Source organism: Natrinema sp. CGMCC1.2065, from assembly GCF_051225675.1.
Lineage (GTDB): Archaea > Halobacteriota > Halobacteria > Halobacteriales > Natrialbaceae > Natrinema > Natrinema thermotolerans.
The window spans coordinates 138,353-164,115 of sequence record NZ_JBPJSJ010000002.1 but is presented as its reverse complement, the minus strand read 5'-3'; the positions used below and the strand labels follow the sequence as shown (position 1 = coordinate 164,115).

General features: G+C 66.6%; 27 protein-coding genes and 1 pseudogene. 14 read left to right on the top strand and 14 right to left on the bottom strand.

Features of this window, described 5'->3' with window-relative positions; genetic code table 11:
- Positions 1–59 precede the first annotated feature (59 nt).
- Positions 60–857 (top strand): helix-turn-helix transcriptional regulator, encoded by a 798-nt coding sequence (locus ACSBP4_RS04080; RefSeq protein WP_435551437.1) that lies wholly within the window; start codon positions 60–62, stop codon positions 855–857.
- A gap of 394 nt (positions 858–1,251) precedes the next feature.
- A complete protein-coding gene (locus ACSBP4_RS04075; protein ID WP_006179356.1) occupies positions 1,252–1,479 on the top strand; it encodes a DUF5795 family protein in 228 nt (75 codons plus the stop codon).
- A gap of 148 nt (positions 1,480–1,627) precedes the next feature.
- On the opposite strand, the gene ACSBP4_RS04070 is transcribed toward ACSBP4_RS04075, so the two are convergent.
- The 4 genes from ACSBP4_RS04070 to ACSBP4_RS04055 all read right to left on the bottom strand — a co-directional run bounded on the left by ACSBP4_RS04070 (position 1,628) and on the right by ACSBP4_RS04055 (position 4,630).
- Positions 1,628–2,866 carry an RNA-guided endonuclease InsQ/TnpB family protein gene (locus ACSBP4_RS04070; RefSeq protein ID WP_049966580.1) on the bottom strand — a complete coding sequence of 413 codons (1,239 nt, stop codon included), beginning with the start codon at positions 2,864–2,866 and terminating at the stop codon, positions 1,628–1,630.
- Positions 2,863–3,252, bottom strand: coding sequence for an IS200/IS605 family transposase (gene tnpA, locus ACSBP4_RS04065; RefSeq protein ID WP_049966581.1), 390 nt, complete (start codon positions 3,250–3,252; stop codon positions 2,863–2,865). The genes ACSBP4_RS04070 and tnpA overlap by 4 nt, the downstream gene beginning before the upstream one ends.
- Before the next feature lie 161 nt (positions 3,253–3,413).
- Positions 3,414–3,650, bottom strand: a complete 237-nt coding sequence (locus ACSBP4_RS04060) for a hypothetical protein (protein ID WP_006650587.1) — start codon at positions 3,648–3,650, stop codon at positions 3,414–3,416.
- Between the two features lie 107 nt (positions 3,651–3,757).
- Positions 3,758–4,630, bottom strand: a complete 873-nt coding sequence (locus ACSBP4_RS04055; protein WP_049966582.1) for a UbiA family prenyltransferase — start codon at positions 4,628–4,630, stop codon at positions 3,758–3,760.
- Positions 4,631–4,916: 286 nt separating this feature from the next.
- Here ACSBP4_RS04055 and sucC point away from each other — a divergent pair, with 286 nt between their 5' ends.
- From sucC to ACSBP4_RS04040, 3 genes are all read left to right on the top strand, one after another.
- Positions 4,917–6,068, top strand: coding sequence for an ADP-forming succinate--CoA ligase subunit beta (gene sucC / locus ACSBP4_RS04050; protein ID WP_006179352.1), 1,152 nt, complete (start codon positions 4,917–4,919; stop codon positions 6,066–6,068).
- Entirely contained in the window at positions 6,065–6,937 is an 873-nt protein-coding gene (sucD, locus tag ACSBP4_RS04045) for a succinate--CoA ligase subunit alpha (RefSeq protein ID WP_049966583.1), read from the top strand. Before sucC ends, sucD begins: the two co-directional genes overlap by 4 nt.
- A 147-nt stretch (positions 6,938–7,084) precedes the next feature.
- The gene (locus ACSBP4_RS04040; protein ID WP_435551436.1) at positions 7,085–7,237 is read left to right on the top strand and encodes a hypothetical protein; all 153 of its coding nucleotides are present in this window, start codon (positions 7,085–7,087) and stop codon (positions 7,235–7,237) included.
- 84 nt (positions 7,238–7,321) lie between these two features.
- On the opposite strand, the gene ACSBP4_RS04035 is transcribed toward ACSBP4_RS04040, so the two are convergent.
- Complete coding sequence (locus ACSBP4_RS04035; protein ID WP_435551435.1) at positions 7,322–8,377, bottom strand: hypothetical protein; 1,056 nt, start codon at positions 8,375–8,377, stop codon at positions 7,322–7,324.
- Positions 8,378–8,599: 222 nt separating this feature from the next.
- Here ACSBP4_RS04035 and ACSBP4_RS04030 point away from each other — a divergent pair.
- Both ACSBP4_RS04030 and ACSBP4_RS04025 read left to right on the top strand, forming a co-directional pair.
- Positions 8,600–8,905 (top strand): annotated as a pseudogene (locus ACSBP4_RS04030) (RuBisCO large subunit C-terminal-like domain-containing protein); the annotation flags it as partial.
- Positions 8,906–9,020: 115 nt separating this feature from the next.
- Positions 9,021–9,518 (top strand): hypothetical protein, encoded by a 498-nt coding sequence (locus tag ACSBP4_RS04025; RefSeq protein ID WP_435551434.1) that lies wholly within the window; start codon positions 9,021–9,023, stop codon positions 9,516–9,518.
- 59 nt (positions 9,519–9,577) lie between these two features.
- On the opposite strand, the gene ACSBP4_RS04020 is transcribed toward ACSBP4_RS04025, so the two are convergent.
- Entirely contained in the window at positions 9,578–10,477 is a 900-nt protein-coding gene (locus ACSBP4_RS04020) for a haloalkane dehalogenase (protein WP_435551433.1), read from the bottom strand.
- A gap of 214 nt (positions 10,478–10,691) precedes the next feature.
- Between ACSBP4_RS04020 and ACSBP4_RS04015 the strand changes: the two genes are divergently transcribed.
- The 5 genes from ACSBP4_RS04015 to bioD all read left to right on the top strand — a co-directional run bounded on the left by ACSBP4_RS04015 (position 10,692) and on the right by bioD (position 16,095).
- A complete protein-coding gene (locus ACSBP4_RS04015) occupies positions 10,692–11,666 on the top strand; it encodes a hypothetical protein (RefSeq protein WP_435551432.1) in 975 nt (324 codons plus the stop codon).
- 183 nt (positions 11,667–11,849) lie between these two features.
- Entirely contained in the window at positions 11,850–12,953 is a 1,104-nt protein-coding gene (gene bioB / locus ACSBP4_RS04010; protein WP_435551431.1) for a biotin synthase BioB, read from the top strand.
- A 30-nt stretch (positions 12,954–12,983) separates the two neighbouring features.
- On the top strand, positions 12,984–14,036 hold the full coding sequence (locus ACSBP4_RS04005) for a transcriptional regulator (RefSeq protein ID WP_435551430.1): 1,053 nt from the start codon (positions 12,984–12,986) through the stop codon (positions 14,034–14,036).
- A gap of 152 nt (positions 14,037–14,188) precedes the next feature.
- Positions 14,189–15,412 carry an aminotransferase class I/II-fold pyridoxal phosphate-dependent enzyme gene (locus tag ACSBP4_RS04000; RefSeq protein WP_435551429.1) on the top strand — a complete coding sequence of 408 codons (1,224 nt, stop codon included), beginning with the start codon at positions 14,189–14,191 and terminating at the stop codon, positions 15,410–15,412.
- Entirely contained in the window at positions 15,409–16,095 is a 687-nt protein-coding gene (gene bioD / locus ACSBP4_RS03995; RefSeq protein ID WP_435551428.1) for a dethiobiotin synthase, read from the top strand. Before ACSBP4_RS04000 ends, bioD begins: the two co-directional genes overlap by 4 nt.
- Positions 16,096–16,109: 14 nt before the next feature.
- Here bioD and ACSBP4_RS03990 read toward each other — a convergent pair whose 3' ends face one another.
- From ACSBP4_RS03990 to ACSBP4_RS03975, 4 genes are all read right to left on the bottom strand, one after another.
- A complete protein-coding gene (locus tag ACSBP4_RS03990) occupies positions 16,110–16,307 on the bottom strand; it encodes a hypothetical protein (RefSeq protein WP_049966592.1) in 198 nt (65 codons plus the stop codon).
- A gap of 121 nt (positions 16,308–16,428) precedes the next feature.
- Positions 16,429–17,919, bottom strand: coding sequence for a replication factor C large subunit (locus ACSBP4_RS03985; protein ID WP_435551427.1), 1,491 nt, complete (start codon positions 17,917–17,919; stop codon positions 16,429–16,431).
- A gap of 85 nt (positions 17,920–18,004) precedes the next feature.
- Positions 18,005–18,490 (bottom strand): hypothetical protein, encoded by a 486-nt coding sequence (locus ACSBP4_RS03980; protein ID WP_435551426.1) that lies wholly within the window; start codon positions 18,488–18,490, stop codon positions 18,005–18,007.
- 138 nt (positions 18,491–18,628) lie between these two features.
- Entirely contained in the window at positions 18,629–19,978 is a 1,350-nt protein-coding gene (locus ACSBP4_RS03975; protein ID WP_049966595.1) for a hemolysin family protein, read from the bottom strand.
- 203 nt (positions 19,979–20,181) lie between these two features.
- On the opposite strand from ACSBP4_RS03975, the gene ACSBP4_RS03970 reads away from it, so the two are divergent.
- The gene (locus ACSBP4_RS03970; RefSeq protein WP_435551424.1) at positions 20,182–20,931 is read left to right on the top strand and encodes a competence/damage-inducible protein A; all 750 of its coding nucleotides are present in this window, start codon (positions 20,182–20,184) and stop codon (positions 20,929–20,931) included.
- A 57-nt stretch (positions 20,932–20,988) separates the two neighbouring features.
- On the opposite strand, the gene ACSBP4_RS03965 is transcribed toward ACSBP4_RS03970, so the two are convergent.
- Positions 20,989–21,633 (bottom strand): metal-dependent hydrolase, encoded by a 645-nt coding sequence (locus tag ACSBP4_RS03965; protein WP_435551423.1) that lies wholly within the window; start codon positions 21,631–21,633, stop codon positions 20,989–20,991.
- Between the two features lie 68 nt (positions 21,634–21,701).
- The gene (locus tag ACSBP4_RS03960) at positions 21,702–23,270 is read right to left on the bottom strand and encodes an ABC1 kinase family protein (RefSeq protein WP_435551422.1); all 1,569 of its coding nucleotides are present in this window, start codon (positions 23,268–23,270) and stop codon (positions 21,702–21,704) included.
- Positions 23,271–23,455: 185 nt separating this feature from the next.
- On the opposite strand from ACSBP4_RS03960, the gene ACSBP4_RS03955 reads away from it, so the two are divergent.
- Positions 23,456–24,166 carry a helix-turn-helix domain-containing protein gene (locus ACSBP4_RS03955; RefSeq protein ID WP_006179333.1) on the top strand — a complete coding sequence of 237 codons (711 nt, stop codon included), beginning with the start codon at positions 23,456–23,458 and terminating at the stop codon, positions 24,164–24,166.
- Between the two features lie 31 nt (positions 24,167–24,197).
- Here the strand turns inward: ACSBP4_RS03955 and gcvH are convergent, their stop codons facing one another.
- On the bottom strand, positions 24,198–24,581 hold the full coding sequence (gene gcvH / locus ACSBP4_RS03950) for a glycine cleavage system protein GcvH (RefSeq protein WP_006650606.1): 384 nt from the start codon (positions 24,579–24,581) through the stop codon (positions 24,198–24,200).
- Positions 24,578–25,699, bottom strand: a complete 1,122-nt coding sequence (gene gcvT / locus ACSBP4_RS03945; protein ID WP_006650607.1) for a glycine cleavage system aminomethyltransferase GcvT — start codon at positions 25,697–25,699, stop codon at positions 24,578–24,580. Before gcvT ends, gcvH begins: the two co-directional genes overlap by 4 nt.
- Positions 25,700–25,763 lie beyond the last annotated feature (64 nt).

Sequence of the window (25,763 nt, the reverse complement as noted above, 5' to 3'; positions counted from 1 at the left end):
CGGATCGATTCCCCGGACGGCCAGTGCGATAAAGTAGGGGCGACGAGAGGGTCGATGTGATGTCCGAGCGGACGGAGGCGGCGGTCGATACCCTCGAGTTCGTGACCCGGTCGCCGAGCAGAGTCCGAATCCTCGAGCGACTCGACGCCGAGGGGGCGGTCTCGCGGGACGCGCTGTCGGCCGAGGTCGACGTCGTGCGGACGACGCTGAGTCGGAGCCTGTCCGCGCTGGTCGACCGGGGGTTGATCCGCGAACGGGGGCAACGCTACGAGATCACGGCGGCCGGAGCGCTGGTCGCCGACGGGGTGACCGCGGCGCTGGAACGGACCGATGCGGCGATCCGCCTGCGGCCGGTCCTCGAGCGACTCGACGAGGAGTGGCTCGGTGTCGATCCCGACAGGCTGACGGACGCGACGGTGGTCGAGGCCACGATGGCGAACCCGTACGCGCCGGTTACCCACCACGCGACGACGCTGGCCGAGGCCGATCGCGTGCGGGCGGTGTTGCCGGCGGCCGGCGCCGACCCGCTCGAGGCCTCGACGGAGGCGATCGAGAACGGCGCGGAGTTCGAGATGCTACTTGCGGAACCGGTCGTGGAGAGCGTCCGGACGGACCCGACACTCGCCGCCGCGTTCGAGTCGATCGTCGACCAGCCGTCCGTCTCCGTGTCCGTCGTCGATCGGGACGTTCCCGTCTATCTGGGCGTCGTCGATCGGGCCGTCCAGATCGGCGTCCACGACGACACCGGCCTGCCGACGGCGCTGCTCGAGTCGACGGACGACCGCGTCAGGGAGTGGGCGATAGCGCGGTTCGACACCCTCCGCCGGGAGGCGCGGCCGTTCGACCCGGATCCGTAAGCGGACTCGAGCGACGACGGCCGGCGCGTGCCGTGCACGGCATGCACACGGTGTACGGAGTACACTGATATCCACGGCACCCGTTCGTTCGACCGCGGTAGGTGGATTGACGACCGCGCTGACGGCCCACGGATGGGGGAGTACACGCACGCGGGCCGTACCGACCGACTGGCAACCCACCGATCGGCGACGCCTGCTCGTGAGCGACCGCCGATCGGCCACACACTTTCGATACTGACTCGATGGTCTCGAGCGACGGCTGGCGCGATCCGTTCAGACGGCCTACTGTCAGTCATTGCCGGTGGGACCGCGACCGCCCTGCGGTCCCACCGGGAAACCGTTACAGCAACCCGTATCAGGAAACGCTTAGTCGATCGCGGACGGTAGTCCGACCGTGAGCGAGAACCGCGTCGTTCAGGGACGAATGGTGACGGCAGGAAAACTCGCGGAACTGATCGAGGGCGAGTCGGTGATGGAGGTCGACTCGATCGAGGAGGCCGACGAGCCGTGTCCGGACTGCGGGGGCAACGCGTTGAAGGTGGTGTACATGCCCTCCGTGACCGAACTCGTTACCGGCTGGAAGTGCCAGGACTGCGACTGGAGCGAGACGGACCGGGACTAGGTCCGGGACCGACCGGTCGACTGGACACTGCAGCTATCGACGGTGGCTCCGTGAGCCGTATCTCGGCTCGAAATTGACCTCCTCCCGCGCCTGAAGACGCGGGAATCCCGCCACGGGATTCCAGGCCGAGTGCAACGACCCTGTGGTTTCAAGACGCATACGATCCACGCGTCACCTGCTGAGTTTCAGCATCGGCGTGGCTGTCTTGTGGCGCGGTCAAACGCGCCCCATCCGCAGCCGAGTCATCGTCGTTCTCGTGTTCTCTGGAACGACTCTCTCCGCTGCGGTAGCGGTCTGCAATATTTATCGCCCCATTCACGTCCGCTTGGTACTCGCCCATCCAGCAGTCGTCGTTCGTGCATTTGAACGTCGCCTGCTTCGGGCGATACCCGACTCCACCGCACGCATGGCACTCCTTCGACGTGTTGCGCGGATTCACCGTCTCGACGGGAATCCCCTTCTCGATGGCCTTGTACCGTATCTGGGCGTGGAGTTTGGCGAATCCCCAGCCGTGAAGACGGCGGTTCATGTACTCGCCGTAGTCCATCGACTCCCGAATGTCCGTCAAGTCTTCCAGAACCAGTACAGGATTCTCGACGGATTCAACGTACTCTACGACTTCGCGGGTGACACGATGGAACACGTCATCTATCTGGTTCCACAGGTCGTCACCGAACGACTCAACGATACGGTCGCTTTCGCGTTCTTGAAGCCGTCGCATAGCGGTGAAGTAGGTCTTGCGTAGCTGACGAACGGTCTTGCCCTCGTCGGCCCATAGTTCGGGGCGAGTCGGAGAACCGTGGTCGTCACGGTGACACACCGTGACGAGTGACGCTTCCCCGATGTCTACTCCAATAGGCGTCCGTTCATCGTTAGACGCTTCGGAACACTCCTCCACGTCGCGGGTCGCGGTGACGTGGAGATACCACGTCCCGTCCCGCTCGAACAGGCGACTCTCACCCATCTCCGCATCACCAGCGTTCAACGCTTCCAACCAGTCTCGCTGGTCGGGATTCGGCTGTGCTGGCATCCAGAGGTAGTAGTCCTCATGGTGCGGGATTTTGACGTACCACTCGATAGCGTTCTCGGGCTTGTGGTCGATCTGTAGCCCTTCGTTCGTGAATCGAACAGGGTGGTCGTCGTGTAAGTCGCCCGCGTTGTACGTCGTCGTCAACTGCGGAACGTACTTCTTGAGGGCGTTTTTCGCGTACCCCGACAGGTCGTAGTTGACTACCACGTCGTTCGCTTCGGTCTGTGTGCGACAGCCAGCGTCGAAGGCATCTCGAAGGGCCTGCTGGTAGGCTTCCCGCGTCTCGCGGAGTTTCCGCCGTTTGTGCGCGTTCGGGTCTACCAGTTTGAGTTCCAGCGTCTTGGTGAGTTCGGTCATTGGTCGCCCGCCTCGTGACGCTGAATGTAGTCCTGCACCGTCTCGCTGGAAACGTGTCCCGCCGTTCCTGCGTAGTAGCTTCGCGCCCATCGAATCTTCTCACCTTTGTTGTCGGCGTAGCGGTGGTTGTATTTCCGCGAACTGATGCCTTTGAACCAGTTGGCGAGAAGCGAGGGGGCGTGTTTCGGTGGGCTACTGACGAACAGGTGGATGTGATCGGGTTGAACGGTCAGGTCGATTATCTCTGTGCCTTTGTCATCGGCGATTTCGTGGAGGATGGCTCGCACACGGTCGGCGACCTCGCCTTTGAGTACCGAGTTGCGGTATTTCGGCAACCACACTATGTGGTAGTTGAGGTTGTAGGTCGCGTGCCGTGTGGTCTTCATCCGTATTGCACATTGTAGTTCGTCGGCGTGTTAATACCTTCGGTGAAGTGTGGGAAATCAAGTAATGGCAGGACTCGTGGATTGACGCACTATGCCTATCGCTTGACCTCCGCCTGAAGACGGAGGTATGCGCTATCGGTCTGTATCAGGGGTCGAACGCGTTACTGATCGGTGTTCGCGAGTCCCGAGACCGGGGACGCGCCCGCGACGATCGCCCCGGTCGAGAGGATCGCGGCCGAGAGGACGACGAAGTCCGCGCCCGGCGAGTAGCCGGCCAGTCCGGCACCCGCCTGGACGATGAACACGGTGACGAAGAAACTGAGGACGGCGAAGAGAAGCATGACCAACGCCGTGATGATACTTGCGGCTAAGATGCCGAACGAATCGAGTACACCCATTTCTTTTCCTGCAAGTCACGACAGCCGAATAAACGTTGGGACGTAGGTCGAGGGGCTGTCGATCCGGCCGGGACAGGCATGGTGCCCCCTCGACCGGCGCGAGGCGGTCACCAGACCAGCCACTCGAGGGCGAGGACGACGGCCGCGAGGAAGACGTGTTCGCCGTCGACGACGAAGCCGTAGTAGAGGGGGCCCCGATCGGGCGTCGCGAAGGGGATGTAGGCACAGACGTAGGCGTTCATCGCGAGGACCGCGAGGAACTCGCCGGGGACGACGCCGCTGACGACGCCGCCGACGACCGCCGCCGCGACGGCTGCGGTCGCCAGCAGCGACAGCTGGCGCGTCCGAGCCGGTCCGAACAGGTTCGGTACCGTCGGGATCCCTTCGGCGCGGTCGCCCTCGATGTCTTTCACATCGAAGACCACCGCGGCGATCGTGATCATGACGGTCACGTAGGTGGCCAGAAACAGGATCTCGGGGGCGAACACCCGTCCGTAGTAGTAGCCGACGCCCAGCGGGATCGCACCCCAGGCGAACCCGACGACGAGGTTCTTCACGAGGAAGACCTGCTTGATCCCGCCGACGGAGTACAACAGGACGACCGCGAGCGGAAGAACCAGATAGTGTGCGCCCGAGAGCCCGAGCGCGATGGCAACCGCGACCGCGACGACGTAGAGGCCGACCCCGATCGGCAGCCAGTACCGGCCGTACCGCTTCGTAAACGCCGCACGCCGCGGGACGTTTTGCTCGTCCTCCGCGAGGTCGGTAAACCGGTTGACCGTGTAGACGAACATCGTCGCCGCAAAGACGATGAAGACCGGCAGCGCCTCGAGGGGCAGGTCCGCGAGCCGCGTCGTCGTCACGACGACGCTGACCGTCGCCAGCGAGATAAAGAGGTTACTGTGGACCAGGAATCGGGCCACGGCGGCGAGCGACGACGCCCAACTCGAGGGACGCCGGGTCGCGGTGGGATTCGTCACAGCGGTGTTCGTCTCGACCGTTAGAAGAGCCGAGGGTTGAATGCTGTGCCAAGGGCGTGCCGGCCGGCGGGTTGAAAATCGACCAGTCGTGCCGAGGCTTCGGGTCGGAGTTCGAACGTGTCCCCCCGTAGACGGTCAGTTCAGTTGAGAACCCACACAAAGAAGGGGACTGAAACGACGGTCGGGGGAATCCGGCGGCAGTGTCGTTAATGCACGTCGATGGATCACCCGTGGCGAGTGGAAACTGGCAGGATTTAAGCAAGGCCGGAACGGCCGTTCGAATGGTATGAAATTACACGAGTACCAGGCGAAGCAGGTCTTCGCCGATGCCGGGGTACCGACGCCGGACTCGCAGCTCGCGTCCGACGTCGACGGCGTCGTCGCCGCGGCCGAGGAGATCGGCTATCCAGTCGCGGTCAAGGCGCAAGTACAGGTCGGCGGCCGGGGGAAGGCCGGCGGAATCAAACTCGCCGAGGACGAGGACGAGGCCCGTGAGGCCGCCGAGTCTATCCTCGGGATGGACCTGAAGGGCTATCACGTGGACCGGGTCCTCGTCGAGGAAGCGGTCGACTTCGTGAACGAACTCTACGTCGGGATCACGATGGACCGCGGCGAGGGCAAACCCGTCGCGATGGTCTCGACCAAGGGCGGGGTCAACATCGAAGAGGTCGCCGAGGAGGACCCCGAGGCGATCGCCCGCGAACACATCGACCCCGCGTTCGGGATGCATCCCTACCAGGCCCGCAAGGCCGTCTACGACGCCGGCGTCGACCAGTCGATCGCGCGCGACGTCTCGAGCGTCCTGACGACGCTGTACGAACTCTGGGACGAGAAGGACGGCGCCGACGCCGAGATCAACCCGCTGATGGTCACCAGCGATAACGAGGTCATCGCGGCCGACGCCGTGATGAACATCGACGAGGACGCGCTGTTCCGCCAGCCCGAACTCGCCGAGATGGAAGAGGAAGCGGCCGGCGGCGACGAACTCGAGCAGAAGGCCGACGAGTACGGCTTCGACTACGTCCGACTCGACGGCAACGTCGGCATCATCGGCAACGGTGCCGGGCTCGTGATGACGACGCTGGATCTGGTCGACTACTACGGTGGCGAACCCGCCAACTTCCTCGACGTGGGTGGCGGCGCGAAGGCCGCCCGCATCGCGAACGCGCTCGATATGGTCTTCTCCGACGACAACGTCGATTCGGTCGTCTTCAACATCTTCGGCGGCATCACGCGCGGCGACGAGGTCGCCCGCGGGATCAACGAGGCCCTAGAGCAGTTCGACGAGATTCCCAAGCCGGTCGTCGTCCGACTGGCCGGCACCAACTGGGAGGAAGGCATGGAGATTCTGAACGAGGACCTCGTGACGGTCGATCAGACCCTCGAGGGCGCGGTCCAGCGTGCTGTCGAATACGCTGACGAGGTGAACGAACAATGAGCGTACTAGTCGACGACGACACGCGCGTCGTGGTACAGGGCATCACCGGCGGGGAAGGGAAGTTCCACGCCGAACAGATGATGGAGTACGGCACCAACGTCGTCGCCGGCGCGGTCCCCGGCAAGGGCGGGCAGGAGGCCGCCGGCGTCCCGGTCTACGACACGGTCCACGAAGCGGTCGCGGAGGAAAACGCCGACACCTCGGTCATCTTCGTCCCGCCGGCGTTCGCCGGCGACGCCGTCTTCGAATCGCTCGACGCCGATCTCGACCTCGCGGTCGCGATCACGGAGGGCATCCCGACCCAGGACATGGCGCGAGTCAACAAGCGCCTCTCCGAGACCGACACCCGTCTCATCGGGCCGAACTGTCCCGGCCTCATCACGCCCGGCGAGGCCAAACTCGGCATCCTGCCGGGGAACATCTTCTCCGAGGGTAACGTCGGTCTGGTCTCCCGCTCGGGGACCCTGACCTACCAGGTCGTCGACAGCCTGACCAACCGCGGCATCGGCCAGACCACCGCCATCGGCATCGGCGGCGACCCGATCATCGGCACCGACTTCGTCGACGCCCTCGAGCTGTTCGAGAACGACCCCGACACCGACGCCATCGTCATGTGCGGTGAGATCGGTGGGGAAGACGAGGAGGAAGCGGCCGCGTTCATCGGCGAGAACGTCGACACGCCGGTCGCCGGCTTCATCGCCGGCCGCACCGCGCCCCCGGGCAAGCGGATGGGCCACGCCGGCGCGATCGTCTCCGGCTCCGGCACCGGGACCGCCGAGAGCAAGATTTCGGCGCTCAACGACGCCGGCGTCCCCGTCGGTGACACCCCCGAGGAAGTCGCCGACCACATCGAAGGCTTCCTCGACTAACGCCGTCGGCCCCCGCGTCGGTCCGTGACCGGCGTGGTGACTCTCTCTTTGCGTTCTTCTCTTCGTGTCGCGATCGACCGACTCGAGCGTCGACTGCAGTCGAATTCCTGCAATAGCTTCAGACTGATGGGGCCCGCAGTCACGGCTATGCCGGTCTGGATCGAATGCAACGACTGCGGCCTCGAAGGGACGATCCCCGAGCGAGACGTCGTACCCGGCGGCGGGACGCGCTGCCCGTCGTGTGGCGAACGGGCGTTCTCGGTTCGACGGTCGGGACTCGACTGGCATCCCGATCCGTGACGGTCGGTTCGCTCGAGGCCGGCTTCCGATCCGAAAAAGGGACGATCCGCCGGACTGTGCGGGCGAAGCGACGGCAGCGAGCGATCAGAACAACCCGTTCAGCGCCGATCGGAGCCGGGCGAGCGGTCCGCTCGAGCCGTCGGAATCCGTCGTCGATCCGTCGTCCTCGGCCGTGGATTCGTCGGCGTCGTCCGTCGGACCGTCGCCCTCGTTCGCGGCGGTATCCCGGTCGTCGGTTCCGAGAGAGGGGATCGCGTCGGGCACATCGTCGGCGCGGGTCGCGGTCCCCTCGCGGCCGTCCGCGAGGTCGGGGTCGGCACCGTTCTCGGCGTCGCTCTCGCTCGTGGCGGTATTGGCGCCAGCGTCCTCGAGGGGGACCTCGGTCTCGGTGTCCGCCGGCGATACCGCGACGTCGTCGTCCGAACTCGCGTCGTCTGTCCCGGGAGCCGAGTCGCCCTCGGACGACGGTTCGGATTCGGTGGACATCGTGGCGTCGGGCTCGTCCTCGATGCACGTGTCCGTCTCCGGAGCGGTCGACGCATCGTCGAACTCGAGGGCCGTGTCTGCCCCGGTCTCGGACTCGTCCGCCGCGCCGTCGGCAGCTCCCGATTCGGCCGCGTCGTCGGGTTCGGACGCGGCCCCCTTATCGTCGACCGCATCGCCGAAGACGTCGTCGAGGTCCGTCCCGCCGGCTTCCCAGGCCGGTGTCGACTCCGCATCCGACGCCGACTGGGAACCAGCAGTCGCCGTCGACCCCCCCGAGCCATCGGGATCGACCCAGTGAAATTCGCCCTCGCCGTCGGTCGAGCGGCCGGTCAGCAGGAGGTCCGTGAGTTCGTCGTCGTCGGCCAGCAGCGCGTCGTCGACCGTCTCCGTCTCCGGCTCGGGGTCGTTCGCGCTCGCGATGATGTCGTCCGGACTCTCGTCGGCGAGGATGTCGTCGGTCCCACCCACGTCGGCGTCGTCTCGGAGTTGATCGAAGACATCCGCCGCCGTCCGGTCCTCGGCGGCGTCGATTCCGGACGCGTGTTCGTCGCCTGACTCGGCTGCCGCCTCGAGGTCTCCGAGGTGGTCGTCGGCGTTCGAGCCCGTCTCGAACGCGCCTTCGCCCGGAGTGATGTCCGTCGTACTATCGTACATACGCTCGCTCTCTATCAATGGATTATCACGCGACTTTAATTTTTGGAATTTTTTCAGTCGCGGCGGACGATATTGCTGTCTGATTACTCTACTGGCCGTCGGGAGCGTCTGACGGAAACGGGGTGGACAATCGTCCAGTGAAACGCCAGTTCGGGATCTGGTTCGAAGAATCAGGGTTTCGGAGTGATCGACGTGGATTCGGCCGTCCCTTCGCCGTCGGCGAACATCCACACCGGCACTGCAGGGCTGGGGAAACTCGCGAACGAGGACACGCCGGGGATCAACGAGTGGCTCACGGATGACTGTCACGACCTGCGGCCGGTCCTGCCGGTCGCTTCCGGTGGGCTCCATCCCGGCGTCGTCGATCAACTGCTCGAGGCGCTGGGGACCGACATCATCGTCCAGACCGGCGGCGTTCACGGGCACCCCGACGGTACCCACGCGGGCGCGAAAGCGCTCCGCCAATCCGTCGAGGCGTCGATGGCCGGCACGACTCTCGAGAAGTGGGGATCGGAGACGCCGCGATAGCGGTTCGACCCTGATCGACGGGGCCTGTTCGATGGTTGGCTATGTTTCGTCATAAAACTAGACATTTGTCTAGAAATCAGGAAAATTATTATGGGTGTAGTTTCGACTGGTTTTCATGGCTTATAGACGATCACGGCGCGGTGGGGTTCTCTCACCGGTCACCGTTCTCACGACGGTGACGGCCGCGCTGATCGCCGGCGTGGCTCTCGGTAGCGTGTTACACGCGACTGGGAACCTTCGAACGGTCGCCGCCGTCTACGGACTCGAGGGGGTCGTCAACGAGTGGACGCTCGTGTTCGGTCACAGCGTCCTCGCCGCCGGGCCGTTCGTCGCGCTCGTGAACCGCCTGCGGATGGGACGGCGCGTTCCGCGTCCGCTCGCGGAGAGCTATCGGAACCCGTTCCTCTGTGCCTGCCTGGGGACTGCGTACGGCGTCGTACTGTGGGTCGCCGTCATCGCCTACGGAGTGCCGTTCGTGTTCGGACTCGTTACCGCGACCGCGTCTCCGGTTCCGCACCGACACTGGGGTGCGTTCTACGCACTGCTGGTGTTCGGAGCGGTCTGCGGTGCGTGGTATCCGCTGCTCCGGGAGTTCTTCGAAGACCGCCAGTAGTCGTCGGCCGTCGGGTCGGACCCGGTTTCGCGTGGTCGGCCCCCGGTTCGGTGGCCGGATCAGGTCCGGTCGACGAAGTCGACGATGCGGTCGGCGATCTCCTCGCCAGCGTCTTCCTGCAGGAAGTGCGCCGCCTCGTCGATCCAGACGTCGGGCTGGTCGCTCGCGGTCGGGAGCAGCCCGCGTAGCGGATCGCGGTTGTCGGCGGTGATCGGGTCTTCCTTCGCGAACAGGACGAACGCGGGTTTCTCCCACGCCGCGAGTCGGTCCCGTGCGTCGGCGAACAGATCGGCGCCGGGATCGTCGGGCGACTGCGGGACGAGGCCGGGGAACGTTCGCGCGCCGGCCATGTATCGCTCGTCGGGAAACGGCGCGCGGTAGGCGTCGATCACGTCCTCGGAGAGGTCTCGATAGCAGCCGTTCGCGACCAGTTCACCGATATCGAGGTCCTCGGCGGTGGCGACCATCTCGGCGAAGGCGTGCCAGGTGTCGGTCATCTCCTGGGTCCCGTCGGGGAGGCCGGTGTTCATCGGTACGAGACGGGCGAAGCGCTCGGGCTCGTCGGCCGCGAGCGCAAGGCCGAGCAGGCCGCCCCAGTCCTGACAGACCAGCGTGATATTCGTCAACTCGAGTTCCTGGACGAACGTCCGGAGCGCGTCGTAGTGCATCTCGACGGTGTAGTCGTCGCGGTCCTCGTACCGGTCCGAGCGGCCACAGCCGATCAGGTCGGGGACGACGACGCGGCCACGCTCGGCCAGCGTCGGCATCATCTTGCGGTAGAGAAACGACCACGTCGGCTCGCCGTGCAGACAGAGAAAGGTCTCCTCGGCATCGCCGTTGCCCTCGCTGCCGCCCGTTTCCACGTAGGCCATGTCCAACTCGCCGACGTCGACGTACTGGGGCTCGTAGTCGAAATCCGGTACGTCCTCGAAGTGTTCCTCAGAGATACTAACAACCATACTGTATGTCACCATGCATCACTATACAAAAGTTGGGAAATCGATGTGAACGCTGCGGTCGCTGTTGCGCTCGGACACCGTCATCGATCCGACGCGGGTCGTCCCGTCGGAGTGGGACCGATCGGTCGTCGACCGACTCCTGGCCGCGACGACGCCCCGAAACCACTGCCGAATACCGACAAAATACTTACCAGTTCCGTCTGCAGGAACGGTCATGCGCCGCCCGCGCCGCTCCCTCCTCGCTGCGATCGGTAGCATGGCACTCGCCGGCTGTCTCGCCGGTGACGACGAGTCGCCCGCGAACGACTCGAGTCCGGACGACGACCTCACGCCGCTTCCGGACGACGACCGGACGCTCCCACCGTCGGGAACCGATCCCAACGGCTATCCCGACTACGACGTCGATCGGCTCGTCGCGTTCGACGAGATCGACCCCGGGGAGACCGCGATCTACCTCGAGCCGTCGGCCGCGTCGATCACCGAGTCCGAGCGACTGACGTTCACGCTGTTCAACGAGTCGAGCGGCGGGTTCTCGTACAACCCGTACGCGTGGCAACTCCACAAACGCGTCGACGGCCGCTGGCACTACGTCGCGCCACGAGGGATAAACGAGCCGGCACACACCCTCGAACCGGGCGACAACTTCGCCTGGGACCTCAGCGTCGATAACGATGGGATCGAGGACGGGCGACCGATCGGCGGCCACGGCGTCGCCGAGCCAGATCCGATCGCCGGTCTCGGTGGCGGCGAGTACGTCTTCGGCACCGACGTGGACTTCGACGACGGCCCCGCTGAGGGCTCGGTCGGGTTCTGTGCCCGATTTGACCTCGAGACCGACTCCCTGTCGCTGACGACGACGGACGCGATCACGAGCGTCGAGTGGGCGGGCGACGTCATCGTTGCGAGTTCGGATCGTGTGGCTCCCGAGGACGACGACACACGACTGGGTGCGTACGAACTCGTCCGGACGGACGACGACGTGGAGGGAACCGAACTGATCAGGGAAACGCTCCTGCGGAACGATCAGTTACGGGACGCCATCGTGTTGGCCCGCGAGTACGACGCCGACCGGGTTCGACTCGAGGAGTACAACGCTGTGACGCCGATATTCGGAGTCGACGACACCCGTTACTACCACTACGACGGCGAGGCGTACGCGATCTCGGCCCGGGTCATTGACGACGACTGAGACGGGTTACTGTGGGTCGTTTCCGGCGCAACCGCCGCCCAGGTCGCGGTTACGCCGGGAAATCTTCCAGCAATCCGGACGAGCGGCCCACCGATCGGTCGCGTCGCTCCGAGGGGAGGGCGTACGTTTCACCCACGGTGAGAATCCACAATCATTATAGTCTCGTCAACCGCTATTCGAATCGTGGTTTACGAGACTGGCAACGAGACGGTCGACGACGCACTCGAGCGGGTCATGGCCGGCGAACGCCTCGATCGGACCGACGGGCTCGCGCTGATGGCCCAGCCGACCGACGCGCTCGCCGAGGCCGGTGCTGCCGTGCGGGATCACTTCGGTGACGGCACGGTCGACGCCTGCTCGATCGTCAACGCGAAGGCGGGCAACTGCGCGGAGGACTGTGGCTTCTGCGCGCAGTCGGTCCACTTCGACACCGGCATCGACACCTACGGCTTCCTCGGGCCCGAGAAGGTCCTCGAGGCCGCAAAGCGGGCCGAACGCGACGGTGCCCAGCGCTTCGGCATCGTCGTCGCCGAGAAGGGCGTCTCGAAGGAACACCGCCCTGAGGAGTGGGAGGAAGTCCTCGAGTCGATCCGCCTCGTCCGCGACGAGTGCGACCTCGAGGTCGACGCTTCCCTCGGGATACTCACCGAGGAGGAGGCCGCGATCCTCGCCGACGAGGGGATCAACCACTACAATCACAACATCGAGACCTCCCCGAACTACTTCCCCGAGGTCGTCGATTCCCACAGTTTCGAGGATCGGGTCGAGACCCTCGAGGTCGCCAAGGAGGCCGGGATGGACCTCTGTGCGGGCGTGATCCTCGGGATGGGCGAGACGCCGACCGATCGCGTCGAGGCCGCGATCGCCCTGCAGGACATCGGGATCTCCTCGCTGCCGGTCAACGTCCTCAACCCGGTCGCGGGGACGCCGCTGGCCGAGCAGGGGGTCGACATCACGACCGAAGAGATCGTCAAGACGGTCGCGGTCTACAAACTGCTTCACCCCGAGTCGCGGGTCCGCCTGACCGGCGGCCGCGAGGTCAACTTGGCACCCGATGAGCAGCACCTGCCGCTCGAGGCCGGCTCGGACGGCCTCCTCACCGGCGATTACCTCACGACCGAGGGGCAGTCGCCCGGCGACGACATCGAGATCATCGAGCGTGCGGGACTCGAGCCCAACCGAGGCACCAACGACTTCGACCCCGAAGAAGTCAAGGCCCGCCACAGCGGGGCCGCCGACTCCTCGAGTGAAACGGCGAGTACGGGAGCGGAACCGAGCGACGACTAACGGCACGACGAATTCAGCACATCGACACCTATGGACGAAATCACGTTTGCGGTACTCGGAACCGGAGGCATCGGCCGACGAGCGCTCGAAGTGAGCCAGCACAAGGACGCACTGACGCCCGTCGCGGCGTGTGACCGCCACGGCGTCGCCGTCGATTTCGACGGCCTCGACGTGGACGAACTGCTGGCGGCGACGGAAGGCAACATCGACAACGAAGTGGCGACGGACGGTGGCACAACCGCAGCGGAGGGCGGCATCAAACAACACGGCGAGGACAGGGGCGTCGTTGCCTCAAGTCAGGCCCGCCCCAGCGAGGACTCCATTCAGGAGATCATCGACCACGGCGACCGGATCGACGCGGTCCTGCTGGCCCTGCCGAACTACGAACACGACTTCATCCCGCGGACCGCCGACCGGTTCGCCGAGGGCGGCTACGCCGGCGTGATGATCGACGTCCTCAAGCGCTCGCGCGTGATCGATATGCTCGACGACCGCAGCGACGAGTTCGAGGAGAGCGGTATCACGTTCATCTGCGGGGCGGGCGCGACCCCTGGCCTGCTGACCGGTGCGGCCGCGCTGGCCGCCCAGTCGTTCGTCGAGGTCACCGACGTCGACATCCACTGGGGTGTCGGCCTCAAATCGGGCTACGAGGACAACCGCGGCACCGTCCGCGAGGACATCGCACACCTCCCCGAGTACGACATCGAGACCGCCCGCGACCTCTCCGACGCGGAGATCGAGGCGATCATCGACGACCACGACGGCGTCATCGAGTTCGAGGACATGGAACACGCCGACGACGTCCTCCTCGAGCGTGCGGGCGTCTGTGACGCCGAAGACGTCACCGTCGGCGGGATCCTCGACGTGCGCAACGACGAGAAGCCGACGACGACGACGGTCCGCGTGACCGGTCGTACCTTCGACGGCGAGACGGCGACCAACACCTTCCAGTTGGGCGACGAGACGAGTATGGAGGCAAACGTCAACGGGCCCGCGCTGGGGTACCTGAAAGCGGGCGTCCGGCGTAATCGCGCCGGCGAGTACGGCGTCTTCGGCCCTGCAGATCTAATGCCCGGCTTCTGAACGCCGACGTTCGCTCCGACCGTTTTTATGAATGAGACGAGACGATTCCCGAGACTGCCGTGTATCAACCGGCTCGAGCCGTCCCCGAGCCGAACCAGACGTCCGTTCCGAACCGTGAGAGTCAAATCGTGGCGCTGAGTCCATCCACCCGAATGGCCGACCGCGGGTTCGACCTCGAGGGGCGACTCGCCGCCCTCGAGGAACACGATCTGAAGCGCGCCCTCTCGCCCGTCGACCGGGTCGCCGAGCGCGGCTACTTCGCCGAGCCCTCGGGCGGCGACCTCCCGGTCCTCGACAGCGCGGAGGCGCTGGTCTTCGCCTCGAACAACTACCTGGGCTTGACCGACGACCAGCGGGTCCAGGACGCCGCCCGGCAGGCGGCCGCGACCGTCGGCACCGGTGCCGGTGCGAGCCGGCTCGTCACGGGCGATACACTGGTTCACCGGGACCTGGAACGCCAGCTCGCAGAGACCAAAGGGACCGAGCGCGCGCTTGCCTTTTCCTCGGGGTATGCCGCCAACGTCGGCACGATCGCCGCCCTCGAGCCGGACGTCGTCTTCTCCGACGAGCTGAACCACGCCAGCATCATCGACGGCTGCCGGCTCGCCGACGCCGAGACGGTCGTCTACGACCACTGCGACGCCGCGGACCTGCAAGCGAGACTCGAGGAACGAGTCGAGCGTGCGACTCGCGAGGGCCGGGAGCCGGCCGACGAGTCGTGGCTGATCGTCACCGATTCGGTGTTCAGCATGGACGGCACCGTCGCGCCGCTGTCGGCGATCTGTGACGCCGCCGAGGAGTACGGCGCATGGGTGATGGTCGACGAGGCCCACGCGACCGGCCTCTACGCCGACGGCGGCGGCGTCGTCCAGGCCGAAGGACTCGAGGACCGCGTCCAGATCCAGCTGGGGACGCTCTCGAAGGCGCTGGCGAGCCAGGGCGGCTACGTCGCCGGCAGTTCGGCGCTGATCGAGTGCCTGCTAAACGACGCGCGGTCGTTCGTCTTCTCGACCGGCCTCGCGCCGCCGGCTGCCGCGGCGGCCAGCGAGGCGCTCCACGTCGCCCGTCACGGCGACGCGCGCGAGCGGCTCTGGGAGAACGTCGCCCACCTCCGGGACGGCCTCGAGTCGATGGGGTTCGAGGTCTGGGGTGACTCCCAGATCCTCCCCGTCGTCGTCGGCGACCGGCGGGACGCGATCGCCCTCGCCGACGGGGTCCGTGAACGCGACGTCGTCGCGCCGGCGATTCGGCCGCCGACGGTCCCCGAGGGGACGAGCCGGATCCGCGTCGTCCCGATAGCTACACACGATCGAGACGACATCATCGCCTGCCTCGAGGCCTTTCAGGCCGCGGGCGAAGAGGTGGGGCTGTTATGAGTCGGCCACTCGCCGTCGTCGGCACCGGCACCGGCGTCGGAAAGACGGTCGTCACGGCCGGCCTCACCCGGCTGCTCCGGGAGGACAGACACGAGGCGCGGGCGATCAAGCCCGCCCAGACCGGCCACCCGCCCGACGACGACGCCGAGTTCGTCGCCGCGGCCTGTGACGACCCCGAGGCCGCCACCTGTCCGCGCTTTCTCGAGCCGGCGCTGGCCCCGCGAGTCGCGGCCGCGGTCGCCGACGAGGACCTCGCATACGAGCCGATCCGCGAGGCCTGCGAGCGCGAGATCGACGCGACGCCGGTCCCGATCGTCGAGGGGATCGGCGGGCTCCGGGTGCCGCTGGCCGGCGACAAGGAAGTGATCGACCTTGTCGACGACCTCGACGCGGCGGCGATCGTCGTCACGCGCTCGGGGCTGGGCACGCTCAACCACACCGCGCTCTCGATCGACGCCCTCGAGGACCGGAGAATCGACGTCCGCGGCGTCGTCGTCAACGAGTACGCGGGCGAGACGCTCGCGGAACGGACGAATCCCGACGAATTAGCGCGGATGACCGGCCACGCGGTCGAGACGGTGCCGCCGCTCGGGGACGAAACCGCGACCCCGCAGGAACTCGCGGCCGGCGTCTGCGATGCGCTGTCACCGGCGTTTCGCGACCGGCTCCCCGTCGACGACTGATCGGGACGACGTTCTCAGGCCGTCGGCGCCGGCGGTTCGTCGTCGGCCGCGGTCGCTCGCTCGTCAGGAGACCCGTCGGCGACCGCCGCGTCGAGATCGACGAGGCGGCTGACGATCTCGGATTTCCGGTGTTCCACCTCGAGGTGGACTCGAAGCCCGTTGCGGTCGTCGTAGGATTCGGCACAGAGCGGGCAGCTGTTGAGGTCTGTCATTCGACCGATCACCAAGAGAGGGTCTCACCGTTTATCGACCTAATAGTATCGATTAGTCGTCTGATTGATATATCGGGACGAGTACGGCTCGTCGTCGGTGGCCGCAGCCGGCCGCGAGCGGTCACATGAAGTCGCTCAGTCCCGACTGATCGTCGTCGGGTTCGTCGACCGTCGCCGTGTCGTCGCCGCCCTCGGAACCGGCCTGCTCGCTCTCGTCCTCGGCGTCCGACGCCGCGAGGGGCTGCTGGCTCTCGCCGTCGTCGGCGTCGGCCTCCGCCGGCGCGTCCCCGCTCGAGCGGTCGGCCTCGAAGAAGGCGTCGCCGGAGTGTTCGACGGCAAGTTCCGCCCTCCGTTCCTCGGCGTCCGCGACGATCGACTGGACCTTGTTGGTGTCTTTCCCGCTGTCGGTGATAAAGGAGACCTCCGACTCGTCGAGGTCGTAGGCGGCGGCCATCCGGACGGTCAGGTCGCGGTTCTTGCAGTGGTGGGTCATCGCCGAGAGGAACGGGAGGATCTCCCGACGGACGGTGGCGACGCTTGCGCCCTCCCGCTCGGCGATACGCTCGGCGATCGAATCGCGGGTGTTTCGGGTCCCCTTCGTCCGGCCGAGCTTCGACCAGTAGCTCGGCGGGCCGTAGCGGGTCCAACCACCTTTGTCGCCTCGGCGGGAGGCGGCGACGCCGGCGGTCATGTTGTCGGTCGCGTAGCGCCAGTAGGAGTAGTCCTGGGTCGCGCGTACCCGCCCCAGCCAGCGGTCGGCGTTCGAGAGGAACTCGTAGGCGTCGGCGAGTTCCGCGCCTGCGTAGTCCTTCGGGACGTTGTCCTCGATCCAGTTGAGCAGGTCGTCGGGCGTCTCGTCGACGTCGTAGGAGGCCCGCAGTGCGCCCTCGGCGTCTTTCTCCTTGATGAGTTCGTCGAGGAAGTCGAAGATCCCCTCGGTCGTGTCGCGCTCGCTGGTCACCACGTCGTCGACGGTCAGGCGTTCGGCCTCCTCGGCGACCGCCTGCAGGTCGTTGACCGCCGAGCGCAGGTCGCCGCTGGTCGACTCGGCGATCTTCTCGAGGGCTTCCTCCTCGAACTCGATGCCTTCCCGCCGGCAGACGTCCCGCAGGACGGGGACGATCGAGCGCTTCGAGACGTCGCGGAACTCGATCGTCTCGCAGGCGTTGCGAAGCGACTGGCTCATCTCGTAGAACTCGTTCGCGACGAGAACGATCGGCTGATTGGCGTCCTTGACGACGCGGGTGACCTCCCGCGAGCCGCCGTAATCGGCGTTGCCGTGGAAGTTGTCGGCCTCGTCTAAGATGACCAGCCGTCGTCCCGACTCGCCGGCGGTGAGGGTACCGCTCTTGGACGCCTCGCCCGCGATCTTCTCGATGACGTCGGCCCCCCGGCTGTCGCTGGCGTTGAGTTCCATCACCGGCCACCCCATGTCGTTGGCCAGCGCGTGGGCGGCGGAGGTCTTCCCCACGCCGGGGCTGCCGTGGACGATCACCGACTCGCGGTGGTCGTCCCACGTCTCGGCCCACTCCGCTAACTGGTCGCGGGCCTTGTTGTTGCCGCGTACCTCCGACAGCGTCGTCGGGCGGTACTTCTCCGTCCAGTCGGTCATTGCCCCGTGGTTGGGGTGAGTCGCGTTTAGTGGTTGCGGAGCGGTACTCGTCGCCGATCGGTTTCCGGGTCCGGGCCGCCCTCGCCTACTCGGGGCCGATCGCCTCGAGGCACTCACTTGCCCGAGGATGCTCGTGGGTCGGCGCGCCCATCCGGTAGTCCGCCCGCTGGGTCGTCAGCGACGTGATTGCGGTCCCGTCGCTCCCGTAGTCCGGGACCCCGACGACGACGCGATCAGACTCGACGGTCACGCCCGGTTCGTCGCCGATCTCGAAGACGACCGTCCCCGAAAACGGCGCGTCGACGTCGTCGCCGACGGCGACGCCGTCCTCGAGGATCGTGTCCCCGAACAGCCCGTCGTCGTAGAAGCCGGTGTTCGCGTAGGCAATATCGCCGTCCTCGAAGTCGCCGGTCACCGTCGCTCGAGAACAGGAGTGAAACGTAATCGTTCGGTCGGCCCGTTCGATCGTCGTTGGTTCGTCGTCGTTGTCCCGCCCGTCGACCGTCGGTGATCGGGTTTCGTGGCTCGAGTCGTCGACGGAGCCGGGTCCGTCGTTCGTGTCGTGGCTCATCGCGAGACACCTCGACTGACGACGGCGCGCGTCGGGTAGCTCATACGGAGGCCACCACGTCGGAAGCAAAAGGAGTGGCGTCGGTCGGATTCGATGACGGTCCCCGGATCGGACGGGATCGAATCGGCCGGCGGCCGATCAGCCCGCCGACTCTTCGGCCGGTGCGGTCGCCTCGACGATCACCCGCGAGATCCGCGTCCCCTCGGTTTCCTCGACGGTGACCTCGTAGCCGTCGGTCGCGACCGAGTCGCCGACCTCGGGCGCGCGGCCGAGGCGGCTCAGGACCAGGCCGCCGACGGTGTCGAACGCCTCGCCCTCGAGCGTGGTGCCCAGCGTCTCGTTGACCGTCTCGAGCGTGACGCCGCCGTCGACGGCGTAACGGCCGTCGGGGAGTTCGTCGATCGACGCCTCCGCGTCGGGGGCGTCGAACTCGTCGCGGATGTCGCCGATGACTTCCTCGATGACGTCCTCGATCGTCAGGATCCCCTCGAAGGCGCCCCACTCGTCGATGACGACGGCCAACTGGGCGTCCTGCCGTCGAAACTCCGCGAGGATGCCGTCGATCCGGCGCGTTTCGGGGACGATGATCGCGTCCCGCACGAGGTCGCGTGCGGTCGGTTCGGCCGCCGTCGTGTCTTCCCCGTTGGCGGCTTCGATGGCCTGGAGGACGTCTTTGGCGTGGACGAACCCGATGACGGGCTCGTCGGCGTCGTCGTCGACGACGGGGTAGCGGGTGTAGTTCCCGCCGGCGGCGACCCCGCGGAGTTCCGAGAGGGGCATGTCGGCGCGGACGGTGACGACGTCCGGTCGGGGGATCATCACCTCGCGGGCGACCGTGTCGCCGAGATCAAACACCGCTTCGATCATCTCGACCTCGTCGGTGTCGACGACGCCCTGTTCGCCCGACTTGGCGACGATCCGCAGGATCTCCTCCTCGCTGTGGCTCTCGTCGCGCTCCGAGGCCGGCGCGACGCCGAGCAGGCGCGTGAAGAAGTTCGCCGTCCCGTTGAACACGATGATTCCCGGGATGAAGATGTAGTAGAAGAACTTCATCGGCGCGGCGACCAGCAGGGCGATGCGTTCGGCGTCGGCGATGGCCAGCGTCTTCGGCGCGAGTTCCCCGAAGACGACGTGCAGGAAGGTGATGACGCTGAATCCGATCGCGATCGAGACGAGATGCAACGTTCCGGCCGGCAGGACCGGCCCCAGCACGGGCTCGAGCAGCGAGGCGATCGCGGGTTCGCCGACCCACCCGAGCCCCAGCGAGGCGATCGTGATGCCCAGCTGGGTCGTCGCGAGGTAGTCGTCGAGGTTCTCCTCGGCCTCCTGCAGGAGTTTCGCCGACCGCCGTCCCTCCTCGACGAGGGCCTCGATCTGGGTCGGTCGGATCCGGACGTAGGCGAACTCGGCCGCGACGAAAAAGCCGTTCAGAAAGACCAGGAAGAACGCGAAGAGGAGCCGCCCGACCGAGAAGGCGAGGTCTACCATCGGTTCCACCCGAGCGATCCCGAGCGAGCCAGTTCCGTCGGCGTCCGATCGCCGCTGAATACTACCATACGGACACTTGGAACAGGGCTGTCAAAACCGTGGCGCTACGGGCGAGACGGGCCCGCTACTCGAGGGAGGGCCCCGCCGCCGGCCCGGCGGTCACATCCCGGAGCGGCTAACTGCACGGAGTCCCAACGCCGCCCATGAACGTCGCGATCGTTACCGTCGGCGACGAGATCCTCGCGGGGTCGACGACCAACACCAACGCGTCGTGGCTGGCAGCGCGGATCACCGAACGGGGCAGCAGCGTCGAGCGGATCCTGACGATCCCCGACGACCGCGACCTGATCGCAGACACCGTCGCCCGCTGGAGCGACGCGTTCGACGCCGTGATCGTCACCGGCGGTATCGGCGGCACACCAGACGACGTGACCGTCGAGGCCGTCGCCGACGGCCTGAACCGGGCGTTCGTCGTCCACGGCGAGATCCGCGAGCGGCTGGTCGAGAAAGCCGCCGCGTTCCGCGACGAGAACCCCGACCTGATCGAGGAGTACGACCTGCAACTCGACATCGACGCGGCGGCCTCGATCCCCGAGGGCGCGACGCCGATCGTCATCGACGAGGGATGGGCCCCCGGCTGTATCGTCGAGAACGTCTACGTCTTCGCGGGCATCCCCGACGAGATGCAGGCCATGTTCGAGGCCGTCGCCGACGAGTTTCAGGGCGACGCCGTCGCTCGGACGATCTACACGCCGGCGCCCGAGGGCTCGCTCCACGATGCCCTCGAGGGTGTCGCCGAGCGGTTCGACGTGGCGGTCGGCAGCTATCCGCGCAGCGAGCATCGGCCGGGACGGATCCGCGTCTCGAGTACCGACCTCGAGACGGCCGACGCGGCCATCGAGTGGCTGCGCGACCGCGTCGAGACGACGGAGCCGCCGTCCGAACACGAGTGACTGGCGACATCGCATCGAGCCCTCGGCGGCGTCGGGTCCCGTCGGGCCGCCGCCCGGTCAGTCCGCCTGCTGGTCCTCGAGGATTCGGACGGCGACTGCGGTGAGCCCCGCGATAGTGAGGACGAATCGCTCGCCGGTCGCCGCGATGGGGAAGATCCGTTCGACCCCCGTTGCAGGCTCGTCTCGCGTCGGATCGACGCCGGTCCGGTAGTGGGTGTCCTCGGTCGTGCCCCGCGCTGTAGTCTCGGCGATGCCGCTGCCCTCGAGTTCGACGAACGTCTGGACGAGGCCGCGTTGATCCGTGACGAGGAGTTCGCCCGAGAGATCGTAGAACCGGTCGTGGACCGGCCAGAAGAGGTTGACGCCGTTGAAGAAGGCGTCAAGGAGGACGTGCGCGAACAGCAACGCGGCGAGCGTCGTCCACGCGAGGCGATGGCCGTACACGCCCCACCGCTTCCGGACGAGCGACTCCTCGCGGTATCGGGTGTCCCACAACAGGGCAGCGGCGGGAAGAAGGACGATCCAGAGGTTGTGCAACGCCGCGCGGTGAGTCCCCGGGACGACGATGCCGATCAGCGTATCGAGATCGAGCAGCGCGCTCGCGCCCATCACGAGCAGGATCGCCTTCGTATCGAACTCGTCGCCGAGCAAGGCGATCCCGATCAGTCCCGCGAACGCGACGTGGACGACCGTCGATGGCACATCTCGGCGACTCGAACCGCGGGGGCTTGATTGTTTGGCCGGTGTCGCCGCCGTTGCCTCGGTCGTCCCTACCCCGCTCGTCGGTGGCGAACGTACTGCCCGAGGAAGACGAGCGCGAGAACGGCGCTTCCGATCTCGAGCGGTTCCGGATGGAACGTCAAGACGGCGCTCGCGAGCAACAGGGACCCGGCGACGACGGCGTACCCGACGGCCGGATCACCGCCGTCGCTGGGCTCGACCGGCTCGGTCCTGACGACCAGTTCGCCGCGCTCGAGTTGGCCGAAGACGGAATCGAACCGCGACGGAGCCCGCGCCAGAACGGGGGCCGACTCGCGGAGGTCGGTCCGGACGTCCGCCAGCAGCGCGTCGACCTCGCTCTCGATGAACCCGTGGTCGACGAGGAACGAGCGCGTGGCCGCGATGAAGTCGAACTCGGGGTCGAGGCTCCGGCAGACGCCCTCGCCGACCGTCCCGACCCGGACGAGCAACATGACGTTCGGCGGGATCCGGAACGGGAACTCCTGAAGCGTCGAGAACAGTTCGGTGATGATCTGTCGCCAGGTGATCTCCGACCGCCCCTCGAGGTTGTCGATCACCAGTTCGAGGACCTGCCTGACAGCGGCTCGATCGACCGACTGATCTAACACCTCGAGCGCGATCAGCGTGTTCAGCAGGCCGTCGATGTCGCGGCGGACGAGGTGCCGGTAGAGGCTCGTGATGTCTTCCTGTTCGGCCTCGGTGAGTCGCCGACTCATGCCATAATCGTAGACGACGAGTCGGCCCTCCGCCGTCACCGCGAGATTGCCGGGGTGTGGATCGGCGTGGAACACGCCGTCGACCAGCCCCATCTTCAGATACGTGCGGGCCAGCAGCGTGGCCATCTCGGTCCGATCGCGTCCGGCTTCCGCGAGCGCGTCCTCGTCGGTGATCTTCGTCCCCTCGATGTACTCCATCGCGACGATCCGGTCCGAGCAGAGGGCGTCGTAGGTCGCCGGAATGCGGACCCGGTCGTCGTCGGCGAAATTGTCCGCGATCGTCCGCATGATCTCGGCCTCGCGTTCGAAATCCAGTTCCTCGAGGACGATCGCCTCGAAGTCGTCGGCGACGTTCTCGATCGAGTAGCGCTGGTCCTCGTCGGCGACGGCCCGAAGCAGCGGGACGAGCCCCCTGACGACGCGGAGGTCCCGCTCGATCATCGGCTCGAGGCCGGGCCGGCGGACCTTCAGCGCGATCCGGTCGCCCTCGTAGTCGACGGTGTAGACGAACGCCAGCGACCCCCCGGCGACCGGCTCGAGCGTCTCGAGATCGAGGTCGTCGCCGAGTTCCGATTCGACGACGGTCAACGGATCGCCGCCGGCGTCTTCGGGGATCTCGTCCTGCAACGTCGCGAACTCCTCGACGTAGATCGGCGGCACGAGATCGGGGCGGGTCGACAGCACCTGGCCGATCTTGATAAACGCCGGTCCGAGATCGACCATCGTCTCGGTCAACCGACGGGCACGCTCCCGGTGGGTGGCCTCGGCGACCCGTCTGGGCGGTCCGAACACGAGGAACCGCCGGCGGTCCCGGAGAAAGGCGACCGCGATCGGGAGGAACCGAACGAGGACCTGCAGGTATCGGAGATAGTACCCCCTCATTCGCTCGTCGGCGGGGCGTCGATCGGTCGACAGCTCATACCCCGTCTTCGAACACCGGCCACAAATACGTCCGTGGTCGCTCCCGGTATCGCGTAGTCGGTCGATCGACTCCGGTTCGAGGGAACGAGCGGCCGGCCCGCGGTCGTCTCCGGTAGCTACTTGGACCGACCGGGCGACCGTCGGGTATGAGCGGACGCGGACCCAAACGGGAACTCGCGGAGAAGATCGCCGGCGAGATCACGCTGAGCGACGACCCCGGCGCGACGCTGCGCAAGTGGCGCACCGATTTCGACGTCTCCCAGACCGATCTGGCGACCGAACTCGAGGTCTCCTCCTCGGTCATCTCCGACTACGAGAGCGGCCGCCGGGAGAGCCCCGGCATCGGCGTCGTCGGCCGACTCGTCGAGGGACTGCTCGCGATCGACGAGCGCCGCGGCGGCGAGCGTATCCGCCAGTACGGTCGAGTCCTCTCGGCGGGGTTCGAGAGCGACGTCGTCTACGACCTCCGGGAGTACGCCACCTCGATCCCCCTCGAGCGGCTGCACGACGACCTCGAGGCGACCGAGGTCGCCTCGAGCGGCACCGACCGGGTCAGCGGCCACACCGTCATCGACAGCATCGAGGCGATCACGCGGCTCTCGAGCGAGGAGTTCTTTCGGCTCTACGGCCAGAGTACGAACCGCGTTCTCGTCTTTACGAACGTCACGCAGGGCGAGGGCGTCGGGATCGCCCTGCGAGTGGTCAACCCGACGCCGAACGCCGTCATCCTCCACGGGCTCGAGGAGGACGACCTCTGGGATCACGCGAAGGAACTCGCCCGCATCGACGGCTACTCGCTGGCCGTGACGAACGCGGAACTGGACGGCGTCCTCGACAGTCTGGTTTCGATCGAATAGCGCGGGCTCCCGGTCGCCGAACGCCCCCGTCTCAGGCGATCTGTGCTTCGTACTCGTCGGCGGTCAGCAGCGCCTCGAGGGCGTCGGGATCGTCGGGCTCGATCTCGAGCATCCAGCCCTCGCCGAAGGGGTCCTCGTTGACGAGTTCGGGGGCGTCGAAGAGGTCGTCGTTGATCGCGACGACCTCGCCGCCGACGGGTGCATAGAGGTCGGAGACGGCCTTGATCGATTCGACGACGCCGAACTCCGCCTCCTGGGCGAGGTCGTCGCCCTCGTCGGGGAGTTCGACGAAGACCACGTCGCCGAGTTCGTCCTGTGCGAAGTCGGAAATACCGACGCGGACGACGCCGTCGGTCTCGAGCGCCCACTCGTGTGATTCCAAATACCGTCTGTCGTCGGGAACGTCGAAGCTCATACTGTATCGATGAAGGGTGTGGTTTCAACTCTTGCTTTTTTCGACTGGCCACGGACGACCACCTGTAGCGTCGTCCCCGGCTCGGCGTACTCGACCGGGACGTACCCCAGCCCGATCGGCTGCTCCACCGTTGGGCTCATCGTGCCGCTGGTGACGGTGCCGATGACCCGCCCCTCGGAGTTCGTGATGTCGTAGCCGTGCCGGGGGACGCCGCGGTCGATCAACTGGAAGCCGACCAGTCGCTCTTCGACGCCCCGCTCGTGGATCTCTGCTAAGGCGTCCCGACCGACGAACTCGGTCTCGAGCGCGACGGTGAAGCCGATGCCGGCCTCGTAGGGGGTCCGCGGGTCGTCGTCGTGATGGAAGTCCTGTCCGGCCAACAGCAGGCCGGCCTCGATGCGGAGCGTGTCGCGAGCGCCCAGTCCGCAGGGCTGGCAGTCGAAGGCGGTCCAGATCTCCTCGGCGGCCGCCCAGGGGACGATCAGTTCGACGCCGTCCTCGCCGGTGTACCCCGTCCGGGCCGTCCAGCAGTCGACGCCCTCGATCGTCGCGTACCGGGCCTCGAAGCGCTCGAGATCGGCGACCGACTCCTCGGTTACGTCATCGACCAACGCGACCGCCTCGGGTCCCTGAACCGCGAACATGGCGTACTCGTCGGTCCGGTTGTCGACGGTCGCCTCGAGGTCCCACTCGTTGCGGTAGTCGATCCAGCGCTGGTGGGTGGCCTCGTCGGTGCCGGCGTTGGGGACGAACAGGTAGGTCGGGTCGCCGTCGGCGTCGTCCGTCGCGTTGCCGTCACCGTCCGGCAGCCGGTAGACGACGGTGTCGTCGATGATGATCCCGTCCTCGTCGGTGATCGTCGCGTACTGGGAGTCGCCGACCGCGAGCCGCGAGACGTCGTTCGACGTCAGCCGTTGCATCAGCTCGGTCGCGTCCGGGCCGGTGACGTGCAGCTGGCCCATGTGTGAGACGTCGAAGATCCCGACGCCCTCCCGGACGGCCGCGTGTTCGGTCCGGATCGACTCGAACTCGACCGGCATGTCCCAGCCGCCAAACTCCGTGAACTTCGCCCCGTACTCGTCGTGTAACCCACGTAACGGCGGCGTCTGAAGCGGCATATTCACACCGTCATCCGCGGAGTAGTAATGTCTTTTCGTCGACCGAACACGCGGGCGATCGCCC